Origin of the sequence: Ottowia thiooxydans (assembly GCF_040548795.1) — a bacterium.
Classification (GTDB): Bacteria; Pseudomonadota; Gammaproteobacteria; order Burkholderiales; family Burkholderiaceae_C; genus Ottowia; species Ottowia thiooxydans_A.
The window spans coordinates 36,145-53,707 of the sequence record NZ_JBEPSH010000005.1; the positions used below are offsets into that span (position 1 = coordinate 36,145).

A 17,563-nucleotide genomic window follows, 5' to 3' on the forward strand; every position below is an offset into this window, starting at 1 on the left:
TATAGATAAGGAAATTTCACTTCACATGGCCAACATTCTGGTGGTGGACGATGAGCTCGGCATTCGGGATCTCTTGTCTGAGATTCTCAATGACGAAGGTCATACCGTCGAACTAGCTGAAAACGCAGCCCAGGCACGCAACGCGCGCCAGCGTGCTCGGCCTGATTTGGTTTTGCTGGATATCTGGATGCCAGACACCGACGGTGTCACCTTGCTCAAGGAATGGCGCGGTACCGGCCAACTAACCATGCCCGTCATCATGATGAGTGGCCACGCCACCATCGACACGGCAGTCGAAGCTACGCGCATAGGCGCTCAGTCTTTTCTTGAAAAACCCATCACGCTGCAAAAGCTGTTGAAGGCGGTTGAGCAAGCACTGGTGCGTGAGAACTCTGCGCGCAGGCCTGTGATGGACGGCGTTGAAGCGCCAGCCGCAGCACCAGCCATCGGCGGTACGTCTGAACTGACCGTAGAAGCCGCCATGACCGGCGGCCATTCTCTGCCCACCGCCATCGACCTCACGCCGCAAGGCCAACAGGTCTTTGAGCTGGACAAGCCTCTGCGCGACGCACGTGACGCCTTCGAAAAAGCCTACTTCGAATTCCACCTCGCCAAAGAGGGCGGTTCTATGACCCGCGTGGCCGAAAAAACCGGCCTGGAGCGCACGCACCTGTACCGCAAACTCAAGCAACTCGGCGTAGACCTGTCGAGGGGCCGAAGGGGTAGCATCTCGTCAGCTTGACCGGCGGATTCCCAAGCTTCTTCAGCGCAATCGAGCCCCTGGTTACAGACTCTTTTTGCGATTCGAAGAGGCTAGAGGAAAAAACGCCAAAAGTTGATGCTAGAATACTTAGCTTGGCCCGGTAGCTCAGTTGGTAGAGCAGCGGATTGAAAATCCGCGTGTCGTTGGTTCGATTCCGACCCAGGCCACCAATCATAATACGCCTCAGCGCTCGAAAGAGTTCTGGGGCGTTGCTGTTTCTGGTATCAGGAAGTGTGGCTTGAGCCGCCAGCCCGGCAGAATGCCCGCTTAGGGTCGTTAAGAAACTTATATGGTAGGCGGGAAGCAGACGTCCACTCGGCACAACCACCCTCAACTCAGGCCCGGAGAGGGTTACATCTGCCATTGTTCTGCATGGTCGTGCCAATGCGGAGAAGTCGAGCATCGCGTCTACGCTGCAGGATTGCGCTCCAGTCCCGTCGTTTCATGTGACCTGCGCCCCGTGGCTGCCACGTTCGCCACACCGCCACGGAAAAACCGATGATTTTCATGGGCGTTGCGGACGTTGCGGACGTTGCGGATGTGGCGGCCACCTGGGGAGAGGGCCTGCCGGGGCGCTGCGAAGGACAAAACGGAGGGGTTCTGAGGCACTGACAGCATCGCAAGAGGGCTGTATTTATATATATTTCCTTTGCCAGGTGACTCTACCCAACGCCGTCTGGGATCAACCGAGCCCTAGATGGAACATGAATCGCTGATTAGATGCAGCGATGTCAAGGTTGGGGTGACCAGGTATCTGTTCGTCAACAAGTCCACGCAGAGGTCGTTTGTGACGATCACGCGAGCTTGGTATCGGCTGAGGGCCAAAGCAGGAATTGAAGGCCGGCGCATCCATGATCTGCGTCACAGCTTTGCCAGCTTTCTGGTCAACGGAGGTCGCAGCTTGTATGAGGTACAGCAGATTCTGGGGCACTTGCGCTATCGGCCATGAGCCGTCGCTGGTGGAATCAAGACACAGACTTTGAACGATTGCGTTCAGCCGCGTCGTTAGGAGTCGGCTCGAACTGCGGGCTAGACCGTGCTTGCACCGAAACGCCTTTCCGCTTCGGCGAGCGCTTCTGCCCAGGGAACCAGTTTACTGGACAGCTTCTGGGAATGCACCGCAATTCGCACCTGATCGTTCAGGTCGTGAACTAAGCCGGAGTACCCAGTTGGCGCATGACGCGATGACAAGCGTTCTAATAGCGATGAATGGATTCCTGCTAAAGAACTCTTTTGGGTTAGTACATCAAATTTGTACGTGAACACCAACCTGCCCTTTTTGACATCGAGCATTGTCGATTCGCTATCCCAATAGCCATGCTCCTTCTTCGTTTTGGTGAAGGATCGTCCCGTCACTACAAATCCATCTAGGTCTTGAACAAAATGTTCGATCATGTAGCGGCGCTCATTAGAGTGCCCGTCGAACCAACCGATCCAGGTTCCGTGCAGGTAGTGTGCACTGAGAATCACGCCGTGAAGCAAATCCCATCGCTCCATCAGCCATCGAATAACAAGCGACAACAGACTATAAAGGCCGGCGGAGGTAATCAGCGCTGTAACAGATAGCGCAAAAGGCATTACCCCGCTTAACTTCATCGCTTCAGGCGCCACATAGACGATCAAGACGAACATGATCGTCACGGTAGCACTGGCAAGCAACGCGTTGAATTTCGCAGAAGGCGTCATAGAGGGGTCAAGTCATGGCAGGGAGCGGCTAATGCGGCTTCTGTGATCGTGAGGCAGCAGAAGGCGGATTAAAGAAAGGCTTGGCCCCGGTCGGTGTGCTCGGGATGATGTTCTCTGTGCAGCATTGAATTCCGCTTATCCACCAAATTAACGTTCAAGGAATCTCGTAGATTGGCATCATCTGCCAAAAACAGATAGTGTAAGTAGAAACACGTTCGCAATTTATGGACGACATCTCGTAAGCTAGCTGACGGGCTCCCAAAGGAGAGGTTATGCCACAGACTTTGTCTTCAGAGCTTTTTCGCTGCTTAGTCGAGAGGTCGGGCGTGCTGACGAATTCGCCGCAATGCTTGGTGCAGGCGCATCGTTTGATGCTTCGGGGGCACTCGGGGTTTTGGGAGTTTGCTTATCAACGAATACGAGAAACGCCTTTCCTTTTGCGGTTAGTCGGTACCTTTGCCAAGTCATCCCCGGCACCTTTTCAATTGCCGCAAGATCGTGCATTTCAAGCTTCGGACAAACATTGAAGTAAAGAAGCTTATGAATGTCGCTCGCTCCAAACCGATTGGTGACTCCAGTAATCAGAGAATCTCGCATGACGTCAAGAATCCGAAGAATGGGTACTGATATTGCCGGTTCATTTTCAACTTTGTTAAATACCTTGGTCGTAATTTCCAAGTCTTTCAAAGCTGTAATGATTTCCTTGAAATCTTCATCTTGTCGGCTTGGTGTGGATTTGGGTAAGCGATTTTCTGAAGAAAGTCTGATTTCTGCGACCTGCTTCAAGGCGTCATCCCTTTCGATCCGAAGCCTCGTAATGTCCTCCAATAATGGAGAAATATCCGGAATTTCTCTGCCTGAAATCCATCCCGTAAATTGATGGCGATTTTGTAGGTCGGAGAGCGTCTCGTGGACCGCGAGCTTGATGTCCTTCGGGTCACTAAAAAAAGATGAAATGCGACTCAGAACCTTCTCTCGGAAAAGTTTGAGTTCCCTAGGGTTCTCAGTTTCCATCGCATCTTTGCCCTCAACTTTGACCTTCTCATTTAGGGCAGAATCGTTGATGACAACGGCGAAGACGGGTTTGCTTTGCGAAACTGCATAGTCGTACTCAAGCTCGGTGTAGCTTAATGACGTCTTAGGGTCAACTGATCCGTAGCGACCACCGAGTACAAGCATATACACATCAGACTCATCTATCCACCTCCTTATGATTTCTAACTGAGACTCGCTGCCTGCTGAGAACAGCTCCATGCCTGCAGGGATGTGACCCGCTTTCAAGATTGCCTCGACTGCGGCTTGGCGCTCCGTTTTTAGATCTTTGTAGGTTGAAGAAATAAATACCTGCAATTTTTTCTTTGCACTCATGCTTTTTCCTCTGTTCTGCTTAATATATTTTAATGCTAGTCAGGTAAGCCATTTGATCCGAAGCCATTTGGTGATGCTGGCTCAAGGGTAGAGGCTCTTGAGGTAAGAGATGATTTGGCCTTCTCTGGCATTAAAACGTGCTGTGTCGTTTGTTTTTTTGGTATCAGCATCAGCCACGAAGAAATGGGTATTTGAGATAGGTGATAAATATCTTTGAATCTCTTGAATTCTGAGTTCGGCGTGAAAGTCCCATTTATTTTTTAGTAATAAGAGGTGAATCTCATCGAAGCTGGAGAACGGCTTGCCTTGAAGGATGCGCCGTGAGTCATTATTGCTCTCCCGCGTTGGACAGAACGCGCAGAAAATGTCTGTCGTGTGGGAAGGGGATTGCGTAATTCGGTCCGTTATGTCTTTAACAAAGCGATGTTCACCGCCATCATCGTTCGAGTGAGACTCAACAGTGAATTTACCATTGATACCTGGAATTGAATAAGCGTGTCCTCTATAGAAGCGAGATCGAGCGAACATGCTGTAAATATGAGTAGTCTTGCCCCAGTTATTGAAGCCAGTGATAAGAATTGCTCTCTTCATACCAGTAATTGCTCGCTTTAATAGGATTGATTGAGGGGGCGGCCTTTAGTTGCAGGCGGCTCTAACACTATACCTGTAGGTCCAGAGGCGCCTTGTGCGTGCGGTGGGGCAGGCCCAAAGGAGCTGGGGTCTCGCCGCTGTGATTAATCTCAGGGTATGCACAGCCGCTGGCACCTTCTTTTCCAACCGAATTGGATCAATGGCTGATCAGAGTACGCGTGCTGACGCAGTTGAATCCGGTAGACATATGAACGCGACTACGCGGAGTCAATGAGTAGGCATGACGGTGCGGTTCGGTAGTTCGGTTCGGCACTCTGACCGCGAGGTCGTTGACCTAACTCGAGAAAACCGATGGACATCTGACTCCAAGCTCGGAAAAGTTCGGTAGACGGTTCGGTAAGAGCCGGAGTTGAGGCGGGGAAAGGAAAAAACACCTTGTAAAACAGAGCCTTACCGAGAAAATTACACATTGTTGCATGTGTTGAAAATCCGCGTGTCGTTGGTTCGATTCCGACCCAGGCCACCAATCCCCATACGCCTCAGCACTCGAAAGGGTTCTGAGGCGTTGCTGTTTCTGGGGTTTGGGAGGGAGGCTTGCTCGCGAGCTACAGCTAGTCCACTTGACGCTTGCGGAGCTTAGCGGACTTTTTACCTAGGCGTGTCTAACCACCGCGTCCCTCAAACTCGGGCTACGTTCCACTTATAGGAGCAATGAGGGTCCAGAATATCTGACCGGACACAGTTTTTCGCGCAGGTTTTGCGGTTAAATTTCATTAGGCCTCGGACATGCCCACATGTGCGTACTGCAAGCAAGAAGGCACGATGACGCGCGAGCACGTCATCCCATCCTTTCTATATAAACTTCAAAAATCGTCAGGAAAGCAATTTGTTGGCTGGAATGAAGTGGTGCAGAAGATGGTGGGCGGCGAGGCCAAGGTCAAAGACGTCTGCTCCAACTGCAACAACGGCGTTCTCAGTGAACTGGACGCTTACGGCAAGCAGGTACTTGATGAAGCCGGCATTCTGGTTCACAACTATCTGGGGCGTTCGCTTGTTCTCAAATACGACTACGCCCGACTGCTGCGCTGGTCGCTGAAGGTGTCGTTCAATTCTTCACGAACTGACGGTGCCCATCGTCACTTGTTTGAGGATTTTGTTCCTTTCATCCTTGGAGTAGCAGAATCACCACCGAGGAAGCGTGTCGCTTTATTGGCCTATCTGGCAAGCCCCATTGCTTTGGATAAGACGCAAGAAGTTAACTCCGCGTTTGTAGAGGCTGCCCTCGGGGCAAAGACCTTGAATCCGCTTATTGTCCGAATTTGCTACGGATATGTGCGTGGGGACGATTCGTTAGTTCTTCGAATCAACATCCTGGGCCCACTGGTTCTGTTCATGCCTATATTTAATCCAGAAGTTCTGCTAGGTCACGCAGCCGCATCGATCCGACGGCTCCAGAAACTGCACCCAGGAGCAGTAGACCTATATGGAAAGAAGCGCCTTGTGCAGTTGCGGGCCGGAGCAAGCACTTGGATTGACATGTGGTCTGATCAAGCTAGACGAGTACGAGGTCTCCAGGGTAATGCGTAGACCTCGTGGTTGAGGGGCCTGCACAAGTAGTTTGTGAGCGTCCTCTTTGACCGGCCACCACCGGCGACTGACCGTTAGTACGAGTAGCTGTTACTCAACAAAGCGAAGACCAAGCCGTTTGTGACGATCACCCGGGCTTAGTCTGGGCTGAGGGCCAAGTCAGGGATCAAGGGCTTGCGCATTCATGATCTGCGTCACAGCTTTGCCAGCCTTCTGGTCAATGATGGACGTAGCTTGTATGAGGTGCAGCAGATTCTCGGTCACTCTGATCCGAAGGTGATCATGAGGTATGCACACTTGTCTACGAAGGCACTGCAGGAGGCTGCGAATGCCGCTTCGGTGGTGGTGAAGAAGGCAGCGTAGACGGAGGGTTCGACCTTGGGTGGTTTGCAATTGCTCGGATTGAGGTTTATGAATTGGTGCTGTCACCCACAAGCGGACAATCGGGTCGGACACGCCGCTACAGCACAATCGGTGCAGCGGGTCACCTTGGGAAACTATGGCGAGCACAATCTACGCAATCGATAACGAACTCTACTGCTTCTGGTCAAATGACCTCAGCGCCGACGCGCTCACCTTCCTGGATTCTGTGGATACCGGCTATTTTGGCTACGTGGCCGACGAAGCGCTAAAGCATCTTGGCGACCAGGTAACTGAGATGCGCGCGGCGACAAATCTGCGGATAGCGTTCTTTCATGGACTAGAGTCGCTGCTAATGCTTATCGCGGCTGCGGTGCAGGCCCCGAAATGCCCGCAGGCGTATTTAGGTCAGTGCAGTAACGGTGCGCTCCGAAGCGTCCTCGAAAAAATTGATAAGGGCTCGGTACTGCCGCAGTACAACAGGCTCCTCAAGGTTCGCTCCTGGCCCGGCATAGCCGAGGAGGTTCTAGGGTGTTTTCGAGAGGCAGAGACTGAACAGCAACTGCTTGTGGGAGAGTTCGCTAACCTGTGGGCCGACCTAGCTACTAAGCAACAGAACCAGATCGCAATCTGGGAATACAACAGCCTCAAACATGGCTTTCGCATACAGCCCGGTGGATTCAGCCTCAAGATAGAAGCTAAAGGTCCAGACCATTTCACTCCGCTTGAATCGACCATAAGTGAAAAATTTGGTACAGGATTTCAGGTAATAACTAAGCCGGGCGACGACACGGACAGCAATCGGAGTCGAGTGGCAGAGCGACACAACGTCATTTGGCGAGTTGAGGACCTTGCTCACCTTGTTCACCTGATTTCTGCATCTTTACGAAATGTGGTCACGTATTTGAGAGCCTACAACGGCGGCCCGCCCCCGTACGAAATTGTGAGAATGAGCGAATCGGCACCCCGGTTTCCAAGTTCTACCTCAACCTCTGTATCGTTAGCTGAGCTCGTTCCCGACGCTAGGCCGACGACGAAGGCCGAACTTGCGCAAGCCAATCAACGGAATCAGTTGGCTCGGGAAAAGCGTAACAGTGACGGCTCAAACTAGGCTCCAGAGGCTGATGTTGGCCCCGGGCATAGTCTTCAACATTCGATCAAAGCGGTTGTCAAGACGGATTCCGGTCACCAGCTGACGTTCAGCACTGAGCAGCGACCGATCTCTCATAATCGAGGCATGGTCAAAGTCCCTTATTCAATTCGCACCGGGATCAATCCGCGCTCCAACGGGTTCGACCTCAGAAAGATCTGCGAACTATTTGTACGCTTCTATGCGCAGTTTGATCAGGAGGGCTACACGCACGAACACTTCGGCTTCTGGTGTGTAGACATGCAAGACGTCAGGGGTAAGTTGATAGACATAGAGTTCACTATTCTGATGAGCTTGCGAAAGACCGACTTATGGCCGATTGCCGACAAAGCACCTGGATACTCGGAAGACGACCTCTTTGACATGATCGAATTTTTATTCGATCATGTCTCAAAGCCCCTCTCCGGCAACATGCACACCTTTAACCAGTGTGGCATGCACTGGGAAGCGTTCGATAGAGGTGCAGGGCAGAGCGAATTCCGGAAGCGAGTTAACGAACTACTCGCCCTCTATGAAAATCGGTTCGAGCTTTCTACCGATGGCCTTATCCTTCGCCAAGCGCCCGGGGGGTTTGAACAACTGTTCGCCGCCGCCGTACCTACCGATGACAAGCTGATCACCGCAAGGATAAAGGCAGCTGTCAACGAGTATCGCCGCCATGGTGCTTCGCTCGACGTCCGCCGTCATGCCGTGTCTGATCTGGCGGGCGTGCTGGAAGCACTACGTCCGAAGATGACGAATGCGATTACATCCAACGATGAGAAGGATCTGTTTAACATCGCGAACAACTTCATGATTCGGCATCACAATGACAAACAAAAGACCGACTATGAAGCCAGCCTCTGGTTGAGCTGGATATTTTATGTTTACCTTTCCACCATCCACCTCATCCTGAGAAGGGTGGAACTGAAGGAGCAGACGCATAGCGCGGGCGCTATCGTCTAAGAAGCAGTTGAAGCTGTGCTACCGATCAAGCTTTGCAGCTATTGCGGTTCCTGTTAAAGCCGGTGCATGCGCTTCAAGTTATCTATGGTTTACCACGGCGATAGGCCCTTGTGCAGAATGATTGGTGCATTGCTCGAAAGGATGCGCATTCCGAGCCGCGCAGAAAAATTCGACAGGCAGAGCTCAGTGGCTGAATTGGGTTGGATTGCGTCGCCCGGAAAGACTGTTTTCGGCCGATAGTGTTGAAAACCCCCATCAAATCTCAGAACTATCGCGTCGTTTTGATGTCGGGCTTTCATTGGCGGAGGTCCGCATCATGACTCGCCTGCCCAGTCGGAGCCCCGAGCTTCAACGTGAGCCATGATGCGCTGCTCCCAAGATAGTAGAGACGCTACCATTATTTATGCGTCCCAGCGCCCGAATCGGGTGATGGGTCATTTCTACAATTTGGCTATGATTACTACAAAAATGCGCTAGTGACGGAGGCACTCATGGTCGGACGAGATCAAGTTGAACGGGAACCATCAGGCGGTAACGAGAAAAGTAGCTGGTGGCGTCGCAAGGATTGGTTCGGCTATGCGTTGGGCGGCATCATGGGTTTAATCATCACGGTCGCGGCCACGTGGTACCAAATGACAACCTCGCAGAAGGAGGCTACCGCCGCTGAATTTGAACGGGCGCGGTCGATACGACAAAGTGTGATCGCGATCGTTGAAGAAGACGTGCTGAGCGGAAGTCGTCGCCTCGATCCAGATCTGATCAACAGGCTAGTTGACCAACGGCGACGAGATCAGTTCGTGACATTATCAATACCCGTCCGTGATGTTGTCGAGCAAGCTGAGTTCAATGTCTTGAGTAGCCGTTATCTGTCAACTGATCGGAAGGAACAGATTAAGCCAGTCTTTGTGAGATTTTTTACTGAGCTGGCTTCAAGAAGCTATGTAGCCTTGCCCGACACAACACCTGTCGCTCAGCAATGGAATATTCTCGCCAAGCAGATTCAGGATGGGAAGTCGGTGGAAGCGCTTGCGACATTACGTCAGCTTCAAGAAGAGCAAGCCACCGCTCTAGAGGTGTTGAGAGAATACACTCGGCGGCCCAGCTTTACAGACTCGCTGTTTGAATTTTTTCGTAAACCTACAAACGCTCTTGCATTCTTTGGCTTATACATGGTTTTCACGGGCTTATTGATCGCCTGGAGACGAAGTCACAGATACAGAATTTCTGGTCTTCGTAAGCCACCTCGCTTCTAGTGGCATGCAGGCTATTACGTCCCCCGAAGTAAAACAAGCGATAGTGCAGCGGTTTGAGTAGCGTTGGATTCGAGCGCTTGCATCGGGCACCATTAGGGCGGTTGTCGACAGTATTTACCCCTTAGCACATGCTTGGGTGGAAAACCAGATCAGGCCCTGGGCCATTGGGCGTTCGAACTGGCTGTTTGCCGGATCGCTACGCGGTGGCCAGCGCGCGGCTGCCATCATGAGCTTGATTCAGTCGGCACGCCTCAATGGTCATGATCCGTAGGCCTATCTGAAAGATGTGCTGCAGCGATTGCCTACGCACAAGAACAGCCAGATCGCCGAACTACTGCCTCATCGCTGGACGCCTGTGAACTGAATCACCAGCCAAGACGGGTTCGCCGGGCGCTTACGTTCTATGAGCAGCACGGCCAGATCATCCTCATCGCAGTAGGGATAAGCCAATGGCACGCTCAGGGCCTTGGAAATGAGCCTTGCCGTTTCCACAGGTGATTCGTGTGCTCATAGCGGCTGATTCTGGCCCAGCTTGATGACTCGTCAATGCCTATGAGCACTCCCACTTTTCCGTGAGAGTAACCCGCAGTGCAGATATTGTGACCACAGATGTCCGTTTATATCGAGAGTCATATTAAGCCTTGGCTTAGATGCGTAATCGGCTTAACAAAGAAAGGGCCTTCTGCGAGTGCCAGCAGTTGTTCACTATTTGGTTCTGAACGAGCTTTCTATAACGATCTGGTTGCAGCGCTTTTTCCATTCGATGACGTCGCTCATTGCATTCAGCGTGTGCTGCAACGATGTTGTCAGGGGTGTCTGGACCACCTTCAGATCTGGGTCTCAGATGCTCGGCGGTACAACGAAGTAGTGTGCTCAGATGCAGTGAAGCATTTACTTCAACCTGATCCTGTTGGTCATTCGACGGCAGCATTGGGAGCGAGCAGTAGTAGCAACGTCCACCTTGTTTGATGAAGGCTGCATGTCTTGAGCGACGAAGGCGCGTAGATTGACTCATGAGGTCGGTCCAGTAAACGCACGCGCCACAGCGATGCGAATACGGTTGAGGACACCTTATTTGATCCTCAACGGCTTACCGAGCTCTTATCTCATGGAGGCGACCAGGGATCTGTGATCTGGTCATGAGGTGTGGCGACCTCATCTCCATTGCGGGTTTACTTTGTGTCCTTGCCTTGACGCAAGTAATCCAGCTCTGTTTCCCGCACCAGGTCTGCAGCGGACACGCCCAGCGCCTAGCCAATACTGACGAGGGTTGTGATCGTCGGCGGCCTGACGCCACGCTCAAGACGTTACACGAATGTTCGATCTACGGCTGCCTTTGGGGGGCGAATACCTCGCACACGCTAAAACTAATTCGCCGGCTGCTCCTGCAGGCGTGTGGCCTGGGTGCGCATGCCCTTAAAGATCGCAGTGGCCACACCCTCAGGGAAGCCGGGCGGCAGTTGCTTTGCGACGGCCTCGATAGCGCCATCTACTTTGAAAAGCAACTCGCCGATGATGTCCTCGGCGTTTTCGCCCCAACCGCACTTCGCGGCGGTCGCGTTGAAGTGGCGTCGCATGACGGTGGCCAGGTGGTAGTGGCGGTTCTTTCCAGAGACTGCCATGGCCAGCTTGGCGTTCTTCCAGGCCAGTTGGGTCTTGCCCTTGCCGATGATGGGCCAGGCTGAGAGCACGTCGTACCACGGGGTCAGTGCGTAGGCACCGCCGGCGTGCAGTCGGATGCTGAAGTTCTTCGCGTGACCATCGGTGGCGGCCATCAGCCAGAAGGTAATCTGGCTGGCCAGTAGCATGCGCAAATCAGCGCGCGCGTTCTGCGAGCCGTGTAGCACCTGCGCAAGCTTCTCTATACCTGGGCCTCCATCTGCCTCGTACTTGTTGGCCGGGTTCACGCCGTAGGCCTGACAGAAGTCTTCTTGAGGAAGGCGGAGAATCCACTCCTTCGACGGATGCAGCTTGCGGTCGAATCGCTCGACCACAAGCACGGGAGCATGGTCTGCAAACGTGACAATGTCTGCTTGAGCCACGTCGAACCCGAGTGCACCCATCAGCTTCAGGCAAAGCCATTCGTTGTAAACCGAAGTGCGCATGTCTGCCTGCATGTTGCCAACCAGACCCAGCGGCAGCTTGATGATATGCGTGGTCGGGGTGGCGCCCAGCGGGCGCATCCACTGGCCTTGGTGCCGCAGCAATGCCGTCTTTTCCTGGACGCCGGCAATGGAGATGCGAAAGTCTTGCTCGTGCTCCGGCTTGCCGAACTGGGCTCCGGTCACCGCGCTGCGAAGCACGGCTGCAACGGCCTCATCGTCTAATGGCTCGCCGTCGATGCGGTCGAAGCCCTTGGGTTCCTCTTGCGCGTCCAGTAGTTGCACGGCACCTACGCAATCGCGACCGATGGCCGCCAGCAGGTCAAAGGTACCCTCAGAACCGGCAGCGTACCGCTGCGCCAATCGCTTTCGGATGGCACTGCTTTCCGGCAGCAGGTTCTCGAAGAAGTTTTCTACAAGCTCGCCGCGCAGGGGGGTGTTGTCGAGCAGCGGCAGTGGCAGGGATAACGATAGCGGTCTAGCAACGCTGGACTTGAGCCAGCTGTCGGCATAGGCCAGCCGCATGGGTTGGCTGCCGGCCGGGGTCCAGTGGCCAACGAGCTCACCATTGGTCCAGATGGAAAGCGGGCGAGAGTGCGCGCGTCGTCCCATCGCTTACCAGGCTGTTGCTGAGTCCCGCGCAGGCGGGGTGTCGTCGCGTAGCTGCACATTGAGCTGTAATCCGAGCTGGGCGCAAATGGCCAGGAGCTGGTCGACGCTCAGCGTGCCTGAGGCAAGCTCCAGCTCAGACACGCGCTTCTGACTCAGGCCCAGGCGGGCACCCAACTGAGCCTGCGTGAGCTTGCGGCTCTTGCGCACGCTCACGAGCAGGGTTCCAAGCTGAGCTGAGGTGACGATGCGTTGGGTTCGATTGAGCATGATTACCGCCTATTCCGGTAAATTCATTTTAGTGGAATATTCACTAATGTTGTATTACCGGAATAAGCGGTAAATTTTATTTACTGGAATAACCGGTATTTGTCTGGTGCTAACTTCGTCACCCATGTGCTCGTCAAATGCTGTTGTTGACGTCTCTCGCTATCAGGGGACTGATCAACTATCAAGTCCCCAGCGATCCGGGTCGCGATGGTCGGTAACGTGCTGATAGCCTGCTTCGGTCATGGTGGGAAAATTGGGTAGCAACATCACCCGCGTAGCGTCGGTGACGTCCAGCGCCCGGACCTGGCCGCCGTTGATGAATCCCGCTGCCGCGACGGATCTGAAAACGTAAAGTCGATCTGCCCGCCGACCACATCGGCCATGACCTATGGCATACCCCGGCAGGCGGCAAGGGTCAGCTCAAGAGCACCCGCCGTCTTCAGCAGTTCCCCCGCTGACATTTCGGCTGGGTCCGAGTGTCGATTCATCTACTTCATTGTGAATATGGGCCATTCGATAATCCGGAGTCGGACAACGTGCGTCTGATAAGTTCGCGCACATGGGATTAACTACAAGGAAACAACGCCTGTGGAGCAACATCGCTTTGGGCCTGTGCTGCCACCGTACCTCCAGGTGTCGTGCGAGGGCCGTGTGCAGCACTTGGTCGAACACCACAGCGGCGCCTGCCGCGGTGGAGTCCTGCGCGTTGCATGCAACGGAATCTATGGATTTCATGGCAGACAAGCAGCCAAGCATCACGGCCATGCGTGTCCTGGCATCGACCACACGGGGTTGGGCACGCGTGAGGTGACAGTGCGGCATTCCTTCGGGAATCGGTTGACCTTTGCTAATGCAGTGAGCACGTGACGGGCCGCCCGAATGCCCCGAGCCACCGACGACCGTGGCTACAGTCGATGGCAGCCCTCGCGGTCGCGGTCTTGATCGGCTGGGGTTGCCTTATTGGAGCGACCGAAGTGGTGGAAAGCGTGCGCACCGGGGTGCTCAACAACCGCAAAGGAACTGACATCCTTGCTATCGAGCAGCCTGTCCTTTACTGGGCCCTGATCGGCCTCTACACGGCGGCAACCGTAACCGCCGCCGGCTTGGCGCTTTTGGTGGTCGCCATTGCCGTGCGCGATCTGATTGGTGCACGAGGCCTTGATCGATGAATGCGTCGTCTACGCGCCTAGCGACCCGCGTGCGTGTTGCCGATGTGCAAAAAGTGGCGTGGTCTTTCCGATGCCGGCTGGAGCGCGAGATTCGGGCTTGAAGATGGCCCGCAGACCTCGAAGGGTCGAGGTGGTGAGGAGCCCGTTGTCGGCTGTCAGTGCGGAGCAGTTCTCCTGGCCAAGTCGCAAACGCCTGCGTGGCGACGCCGAAGGACCGCTGTGGCCGCTTGTGTTGAAAAACTACGCTTTCGCCACGTTGGACCGGCCCTGAGAAAAATCTACCTCTTAGATTGCGCCAGGATCGGCGATCGTAATGCGGTGATGGGTTTGAGTACCTAGCTCCGCCCTGTCGGCGCAGATGTTAATTTGCGACCAAGTTGGTCGCTTTCACAAAAGCGTGACCGCGCTGAATTTCGCTCCTGAGATCCGCTGCAAACTCCGCTGGTTGGCTGCCAATCACGGTTGCGGCTTGATCCTCAAACATCTTTCGAACGTCGGGTTCACGAAGAACGCGAGTAACGTGGTCTGCCAACTTCTTGACAACCTCTGGTGGCGTGCTAGCTGCGCCCACGCCGGGAGATCTAATCTGATCCTGTCGACGCAAGGCCAGCGCTATGCACGCAGGGCGCTCAACACCACGTTGACATCGTCCGCACTGCTGTAGCAGTGGAACCCAAAGCGCAGCAGACCGCGCCGCACGTTGAACTTGACATGCGCCTCACGCAGCCGCGCTGCGAACGCATTGAGCACCGGATCGCTCGACGAATAACCATCGCCTTCGCCCATGCGCCCTACGGTCACCAGGTGGCTGTCGAGTTCGCGACGGGGAGCGCGGCAGACAGGCAGGCCTACGGCTTCGAGTCCATCGCGCAACTCAGCGGCCAGGCCGCTGGCATGCGCATCGATGCGAGCGATGCCTAGCGCCAGCAGGCTATCGAGCGAGGCTTCGATCGCGGCAATGGCCGGCCAGTTGTAGTTGCCAGCCTCGAAGCGGCGCGCGTCGGGGAGCAGTTGGTAATCGAAGCTCTCTAGTTCCGACTGGTGGCCTGCGCCGCGCACTACGCTGTAGCGGCCAATCGCCGCTGGCGTGAGTCGTTGCGCCCACGCCGGGCTAACGTATAGGAAGCCGAGGCCGAACATGCCCAGCAGGCCCTTGCTGGTCGACGTGGCCAGCGCGTCGATGCAGTCGCGCTGAACGTCGACTTCCAGCACGCCAGCCGACTGCACGGCATCAACCAGGAACAGCGCGCCCACCTTGCGGCACGCCTGGCCAATGGGTTGCAGCCGCGTGCGATAGCCTGGTGTGAAGGTCACCGACGACACCGTGGCGATGCGGGTGTGACGATCGATCGCGGCCACGAAGGCTTCTTCGTTGATGCAGTCGCCGCGGGGCGGCACCAGTCGCAGCTCGACGCCTTTGGCACGCAGGGCGAGCCACAGATAGACGTTGTTAGGGTGCTCCAGCTCAGCACACAACACCACGTTGTCACCGGCGGAGAAGTCCATGGCCGAAGCCACGGCGTTCAGGCCCTCGGTCACGTTCTTCGTGAAGGCGATGTCGTTGGCGCCGGCCGCACCTATCAGGCGCGCGAATTTACCGCGCACTTGCTGCAGAAAGGCCTCGTTGTCGGAAGACTTGTCGTCCGTACCCATCCAGGTGAGGCCGATCGACTCCATCGCCGCTGCGTGGGCGGCGTTGGACAGCACAGACTTGGAGCCGACGTTGAGATAGGTCTGATTCAGGGCTGCGGGGAACTGCTGGCGTGCGGTGGCGAAATCCATCGTCATTTGATCAGGCCCATCGCCTTGGCCACGACCAGGTAGCCCTTGGAGCGTTCGGCCATGAAGGCGTCGACGCCGGACAGTGGCACGTCGACCAGTTCGAAACCGCCGGCGGCCATCTTCTGCATGAACTCGGGCTCGCGGTTGATCTGTGCAAATAGGTCGGACAGCTTGCGCTGCACGTCGGCAGGCGTGTTCTTCGGAATCGCCACGCCGCGGTAGGCGCCGTCGACCCAATCGATGCCCAGTTCCTTGAAGGTCGGCACGCCGGGCAGCCGCGGGTGGCGTTGCGGCATCGCGATAGCCAGCACGCGCACCTTGTCCTTCAGCTGGAAGGCCGCTGTGGTGTAGCTCATCATCGCGCTGATGTGGTTGCCCAGCAGCATAGGGTTCAGGTCGCCAGAACCCTTGAACGGCACGTAAGTTGTCTTGATGCCGGTCATCTCGTTCAGGCGCGCGGCGGCCAGGTGGTTTGCTGAATTGGTCCCGGTGCCACCGATGGTGACGGCGTCGGGCTTCTCCTTCGCGGCGCGCACCAGGTCCTGCAGTGTCTTGTAGGGACTGTCGGCCGAGACGATCAGCGCGTCGGGCGTGTAGGTATAGAAATAGACCGGCTTGATGTCAGCGGTCTTGTACTGCACCTGGCCTTCGAGCGGCTGCAGCACGATGTGCGGCAGATTGACGCTGACCACGTTGTAGCCATCGGCCGGCAGATTGTTGAGCTGGCTCCAGGCAAGCCCGCCACCGGCGCCGCCCTTGTTCAGGATCACCATTTCCTTGCCGGTCAATCGGCGCAACGCATCCTGCTGCAGCCGCGCCACGATGTCGGATTCGCCTCCCGCTGGGAACGGCACGGTGTACTGAATCGGCTTATCGGGGAAGCCCTGCGCGATGGCCGACAAGCAGGCCAGGCCAAAGACCCCAACCATCAGATTCTTCATTCCAACAAGAAAACGCATCACAAGCTTCCTATGTTTCAACGCGACCATCGCATTGGTTGTATGCAATATTACGGCATAAAGTGCCGTTTATTGCAATTTATTGCATTCAATAAAGGTGGTGCATCAGCGCTGGGGCAACGTAAACTCGACAGTTCCTTTCCTGATCGTCCCTTCGTGAACGCTACTGTTATCGCGACCGCCCCGCGGGCCTCCACCTCCCGCAAGGCCTTGCATGCCTTTGCAAAGGAGCGCCTGCGCCAGATGATTCTGTCGGGCGAACTCGCACCCGGCGAGCGCTTGAACGAAGCCAACCTGACTGAGTTGCTGCAGGTCTCGCGCACACCGCTGCGCGAGGCCTTCCGCACGCTCGCGGGCGAAGGCCTGATCGAGCTGCCACCCAGCCGGGGTGCCTATGTCACGGCGTTGTCCGGCACCGATGTGCGGCACCTGTTCGAGTTGCTCTCCGGCCTTGAGATGACGGCGGCCGACCTGGCCTCGCACCGTGCGACCGACCAAGAGCTGTCGACCGTCATGGCCTTGACTCACTCGCTCGAGAGCGCCTACAAGCGCGGCGATCGCCTGCAGTACTTCGCGCTGAATCAGTGCATCCACGAAAGCCTGGTGCGCTACGCATGCAACCCGCTGCTGGAAGAGAACTACAACAATCTCAACGCCCGGCTGCGCCGCGAACGCTTTCGATCAACGATGGACCTGCCGCGCTGGGGAGAAGCGATGGCCGAGCACCTGGAGCTGGCCAAAGCGCTGATGGCGCGTGACCACGGCGCGGTGCGGCGCATCATGTACGACCACCTGCTGTCGGGCTCCGAGGTCAGCATCGAACTGCTGACGGCAGAGCAACAGGCCCGGCCTGAACCCGGGCCGGCCAAACGCTCGCGCAGCAAGAAGGCGGTCGGTTAGCTGCTGGACCGGGCTTGGGTGGCAGGACATCACTGCCGCCCAGAACCCTGGCGAGCACAATAGAGGCGT

The 17,563-nt window shown here is 55.6% G+C and carries 18 protein-coding genes, 1 tRNA gene and 1 pseudogene; 12 read left to right on the forward strand and 8 right to left on the reverse strand.

Annotated elements, in window-relative coordinates:
* Positions 1-25 precede the first annotated feature (25 nt).
* The 3 genes from ABIE13_RS12290 (at position 26) to ABIE13_RS12300 (ending at position 1,712) form a co-directional block, all read left to right on the forward strand.
* The gene (locus tag ABIE13_RS12290) at positions 26-742 is read left to right on the forward strand and encodes a response regulator (protein WP_354443777.1); all 717 of its coding nucleotides are present in this window, start codon (positions 26-28) and stop codon (positions 740-742) included.
* A 115-nt stretch (positions 743-857) separates the two neighbouring features.
* A tRNA-Phe gene (locus ABIE13_RS12295) sits at positions 858-933 on the forward strand.
* 527 nt (positions 934-1,460) lie between these two features.
* Positions 1,461-1,712, forward strand: a complete 252-nt coding sequence (locus ABIE13_RS12300; protein ID WP_354443779.1) for a tyrosine-type recombinase/integrase — start codon at positions 1,461-1,463, stop codon at positions 1,710-1,712.
* A gap of 80 nt (positions 1,713-1,792) precedes the next feature.
* On the opposite strand, the gene ABIE13_RS12305 is transcribed toward ABIE13_RS12300, so the two are convergent.
* The 3 genes from ABIE13_RS12305 to ABIE13_RS12315 form a co-directional block, all read right to left on the reverse strand.
* On the reverse strand, positions 1,793-2,449 hold the full coding sequence (locus ABIE13_RS12305; protein ID WP_354443781.1) for a hypothetical protein: 657 nt from the start codon (positions 2,447-2,449) through the stop codon (positions 1,793-1,795).
* 270 nt (positions 2,450-2,719) lie between these two features.
* Complete coding sequence (locus tag ABIE13_RS12310; protein ID WP_354443783.1) at positions 2,720-3,817, reverse strand: DUF4062 domain-containing protein; 1,098 nt, start codon at positions 3,815-3,817, stop codon at positions 2,720-2,722.
* Positions 3,818-3,898: 81 nt separating this feature from the next.
* A complete protein-coding gene (locus tag ABIE13_RS12315; protein WP_354443785.1) occupies positions 3,899-4,408 on the reverse strand; it encodes a hypothetical protein in 510 nt (169 codons plus the stop codon).
* An 822-nt stretch (positions 4,409-5,230) separates the two neighbouring features.
* On the opposite strand from ABIE13_RS12315, the gene ABIE13_RS12320 reads away from it, so the two are divergent.
* The 6 genes and pseudogenes from ABIE13_RS12320 to ABIE13_RS12345 all read left to right on the forward strand — a co-directional run.
* Positions 5,231-5,995, forward strand: coding sequence for a hypothetical protein (locus tag ABIE13_RS12320; protein WP_354443786.1), 765 nt, complete (start codon positions 5,231-5,233; stop codon positions 5,993-5,995).
* A 147-nt stretch (positions 5,996-6,142) separates the two neighbouring features.
* Positions 6,143-6,358, forward strand: coding sequence for a tyrosine-type recombinase/integrase (locus ABIE13_RS12325; protein ID WP_354444684.1), 216 nt, complete (start codon positions 6,143-6,145; stop codon positions 6,356-6,358).
* A gap of 136 nt (positions 6,359-6,494) precedes the next feature.
* Positions 6,495-7,466 (forward strand): hypothetical protein, encoded by a 972-nt coding sequence (locus ABIE13_RS12330; protein WP_354443788.1) that lies wholly within the window; start codon positions 6,495-6,497, stop codon positions 7,464-7,466.
* A gap of 126 nt (positions 7,467-7,592) precedes the next feature.
* Complete coding sequence (locus ABIE13_RS12335) at positions 7,593-8,450, forward strand: hypothetical protein (protein WP_354443790.1); 858 nt, start codon at positions 7,593-7,595, stop codon at positions 8,448-8,450.
* Positions 8,451-8,941: 491 nt separating this feature from the next.
* Positions 8,942-9,703: a hypothetical protein gene (locus ABIE13_RS12340; RefSeq protein WP_354443791.1), complete on the forward strand. Its 762-nt coding sequence runs from the start codon at positions 8,942-8,944 to the stop codon at positions 9,701-9,703.
* A gap of 133 nt (positions 9,704-9,836) precedes the next feature.
* A pseudogene (locus tag ABIE13_RS12345) lies at positions 9,837-10,067 on the forward strand (transposase domain-containing protein); the annotation flags it as partial.
* 282 nt (positions 10,068-10,349) lie between these two features.
* Here ABIE13_RS12345 and ABIE13_RS12350 read toward each other — a convergent pair.
* The 3 genes from ABIE13_RS12350 to ABIE13_RS12360 form a co-directional block, all read right to left on the reverse strand.
* A complete protein-coding gene (locus ABIE13_RS12350; RefSeq protein WP_354443793.1) occupies positions 10,350-10,718 on the reverse strand; it encodes an HNH endonuclease in 369 nt (122 codons plus the stop codon).
* Positions 10,719-11,070: 352 nt separating this feature from the next.
* On the reverse strand, positions 11,071-12,417 hold the full coding sequence (locus tag ABIE13_RS12355; protein ID WP_354443795.1) for a type II toxin-antitoxin system HipA family toxin: 1,347 nt from the start codon (positions 12,415-12,417) through the stop codon (positions 11,071-11,073).
* Between the two features lie 3 nt (positions 12,418-12,420).
* Positions 12,421-12,684, reverse strand: coding sequence for a helix-turn-helix domain-containing protein (locus ABIE13_RS12360; RefSeq protein WP_354443797.1), 264 nt, complete (start codon positions 12,682-12,684; stop codon positions 12,421-12,423).
* Positions 12,685-13,272: 588 nt separating this feature from the next.
* Between ABIE13_RS12360 and ABIE13_RS12365 the strand changes: the two genes are divergently transcribed.
* Positions 13,273-13,551 (forward strand): glyoxalase superfamily protein, encoded by a 279-nt coding sequence (locus ABIE13_RS12365; RefSeq protein WP_354443799.1) that lies wholly within the window; start codon positions 13,273-13,275, stop codon positions 13,549-13,551.
* Positions 13,552-13,598: 47 nt separating this feature from the next.
* Positions 13,599-13,853: a hypothetical protein gene (locus tag ABIE13_RS12370; protein ID WP_354443801.1), complete on the forward strand. Its 255-nt coding sequence runs from the start codon at positions 13,599-13,601 to the stop codon at positions 13,851-13,853.
* Positions 13,854-14,465: 612 nt separating this feature from the next.
* Here the strand turns inward: ABIE13_RS12370 and ABIE13_RS12375 are convergent.
* On the reverse strand, positions 14,466-15,635 hold the full coding sequence (locus tag ABIE13_RS12375) for an aminotransferase class V-fold PLP-dependent enzyme (protein WP_354443803.1): 1,170 nt from the start codon (positions 15,633-15,635) through the stop codon (positions 14,466-14,468).
* Between the two features lie 2 nt (positions 15,636-15,637).
* The gene (locus ABIE13_RS12380; RefSeq protein ID WP_354443805.1) at positions 15,638-16,594 is read right to left on the reverse strand and encodes a tripartite tricarboxylate transporter substrate binding protein; all 957 of its coding nucleotides are present in this window, start codon (positions 16,592-16,594) and stop codon (positions 15,638-15,640) included.
* Between the two features lie 12 nt (positions 16,595-16,606).
* Between ABIE13_RS12380 and ABIE13_RS12385 the strand changes: the two genes are divergently transcribed.
* Positions 16,607-17,494: a GntR family transcriptional regulator gene (locus ABIE13_RS12385; protein ID WP_354443807.1), complete on the forward strand. Its 888-nt coding sequence runs from the start codon at positions 16,607-16,609 to the stop codon at positions 17,492-17,494.
* Positions 17,495-17,563: the final 69 nt, after the last annotated feature.

Bases quoted from the DNA above. Each gene is read 5' to 3' on its own strand.
- ABIE13_RS12380 (WP_354443805.1), bottom strand. From the start codon at position 16,594: ATGCGTTTTCTTGTTGGAATGAAGAATCTGATGGTTGGGGTCTTTGGC.
- ABIE13_RS12360 (WP_354443797.1), bottom strand. From the start codon at position 12,684: ATGCTCAATCGAACCCAACGCATCGTCACCTCAGCTCAGCTTGGAACC.
- ABIE13_RS12335 (WP_354443790.1), top strand. From the start codon at position 7,593: ATGGTCAAAGTCCCTTATTCAATTCGCACCGGGATCAATCCGCGCTCC.
- ABIE13_RS12370 (WP_354443801.1), top strand. From the start codon at position 13,599: ATGGCAGCCCTCGCGGTCGCGGTCTTGATCGGCTGGGGTTGCCTTATT.
- ABIE13_RS12340 (WP_354443791.1), top strand. From the start codon at position 8,942: ATGGTCGGACGAGATCAAGTTGAACGGGAACCATCAGGCGGTAACGAG.
- ABIE13_RS12300 (WP_354443779.1), top strand. From the start codon at position 1,461: ATGGAACATGAATCGCTGATTAGATGCAGCGATGTCAAGGTTGGGGTG.
- ABIE13_RS12310 (WP_354443783.1), bottom strand. From the start codon at position 3,817: ATGAGTGCAAAGAAAAAATTGCAGGTATTTATTTCTTCAACCTACAAA.
- ABIE13_RS12290 (WP_354443777.1), top strand. From the start codon at position 26: ATGGCCAACATTCTGGTGGTGGACGATGAGCTCGGCATTCGGGATCTC.
- ABIE13_RS12375 (WP_354443803.1), bottom strand. From the start codon at position 15,635: ATGGATTTCGCCACCGCACGCCAGCAGTTCCCCGCAGCCCTGAATCAG.
- ABIE13_RS12320 (WP_354443786.1), top strand. From the start codon at position 5,231: ATGACGCGCGAGCACGTCATCCCATCCTTTCTATATAAACTTCAAAAA.
- ABIE13_RS12350 (WP_354443793.1), bottom strand. From the start codon at position 10,718: ATGAGTCAATCTACGCGCCTTCGTCGCTCAAGACATGCAGCCTTCATC.
- ABIE13_RS12315 (WP_354443785.1), bottom strand. From the start codon at position 4,408: ATGAAGAGAGCAATTCTTATCACTGGCTTCAATAACTGGGGCAAGACT.
- ABIE13_RS12355 (WP_354443795.1), bottom strand. From the start codon at position 12,417: ATGGGACGACGCGCGCACTCTCGCCCGCTTTCCATCTGGACCAATGGT.
- ABIE13_RS12330 (WP_354443788.1), top strand. From the start codon at position 6,495: ATGGCGAGCACAATCTACGCAATCGATAACGAACTCTACTGCTTCTGG.
- ABIE13_RS12385 (WP_354443807.1), top strand. From the start codon at position 16,607: ATGTTTCAACGCGACCATCGCATTGGTTGTATGCAATATTACGGCATA.
- ABIE13_RS12305 (WP_354443781.1), bottom strand. From the start codon at position 2,449: ATGACGCCTTCTGCGAAATTCAACGCGTTGCTTGCCAGTGCTACCGTG.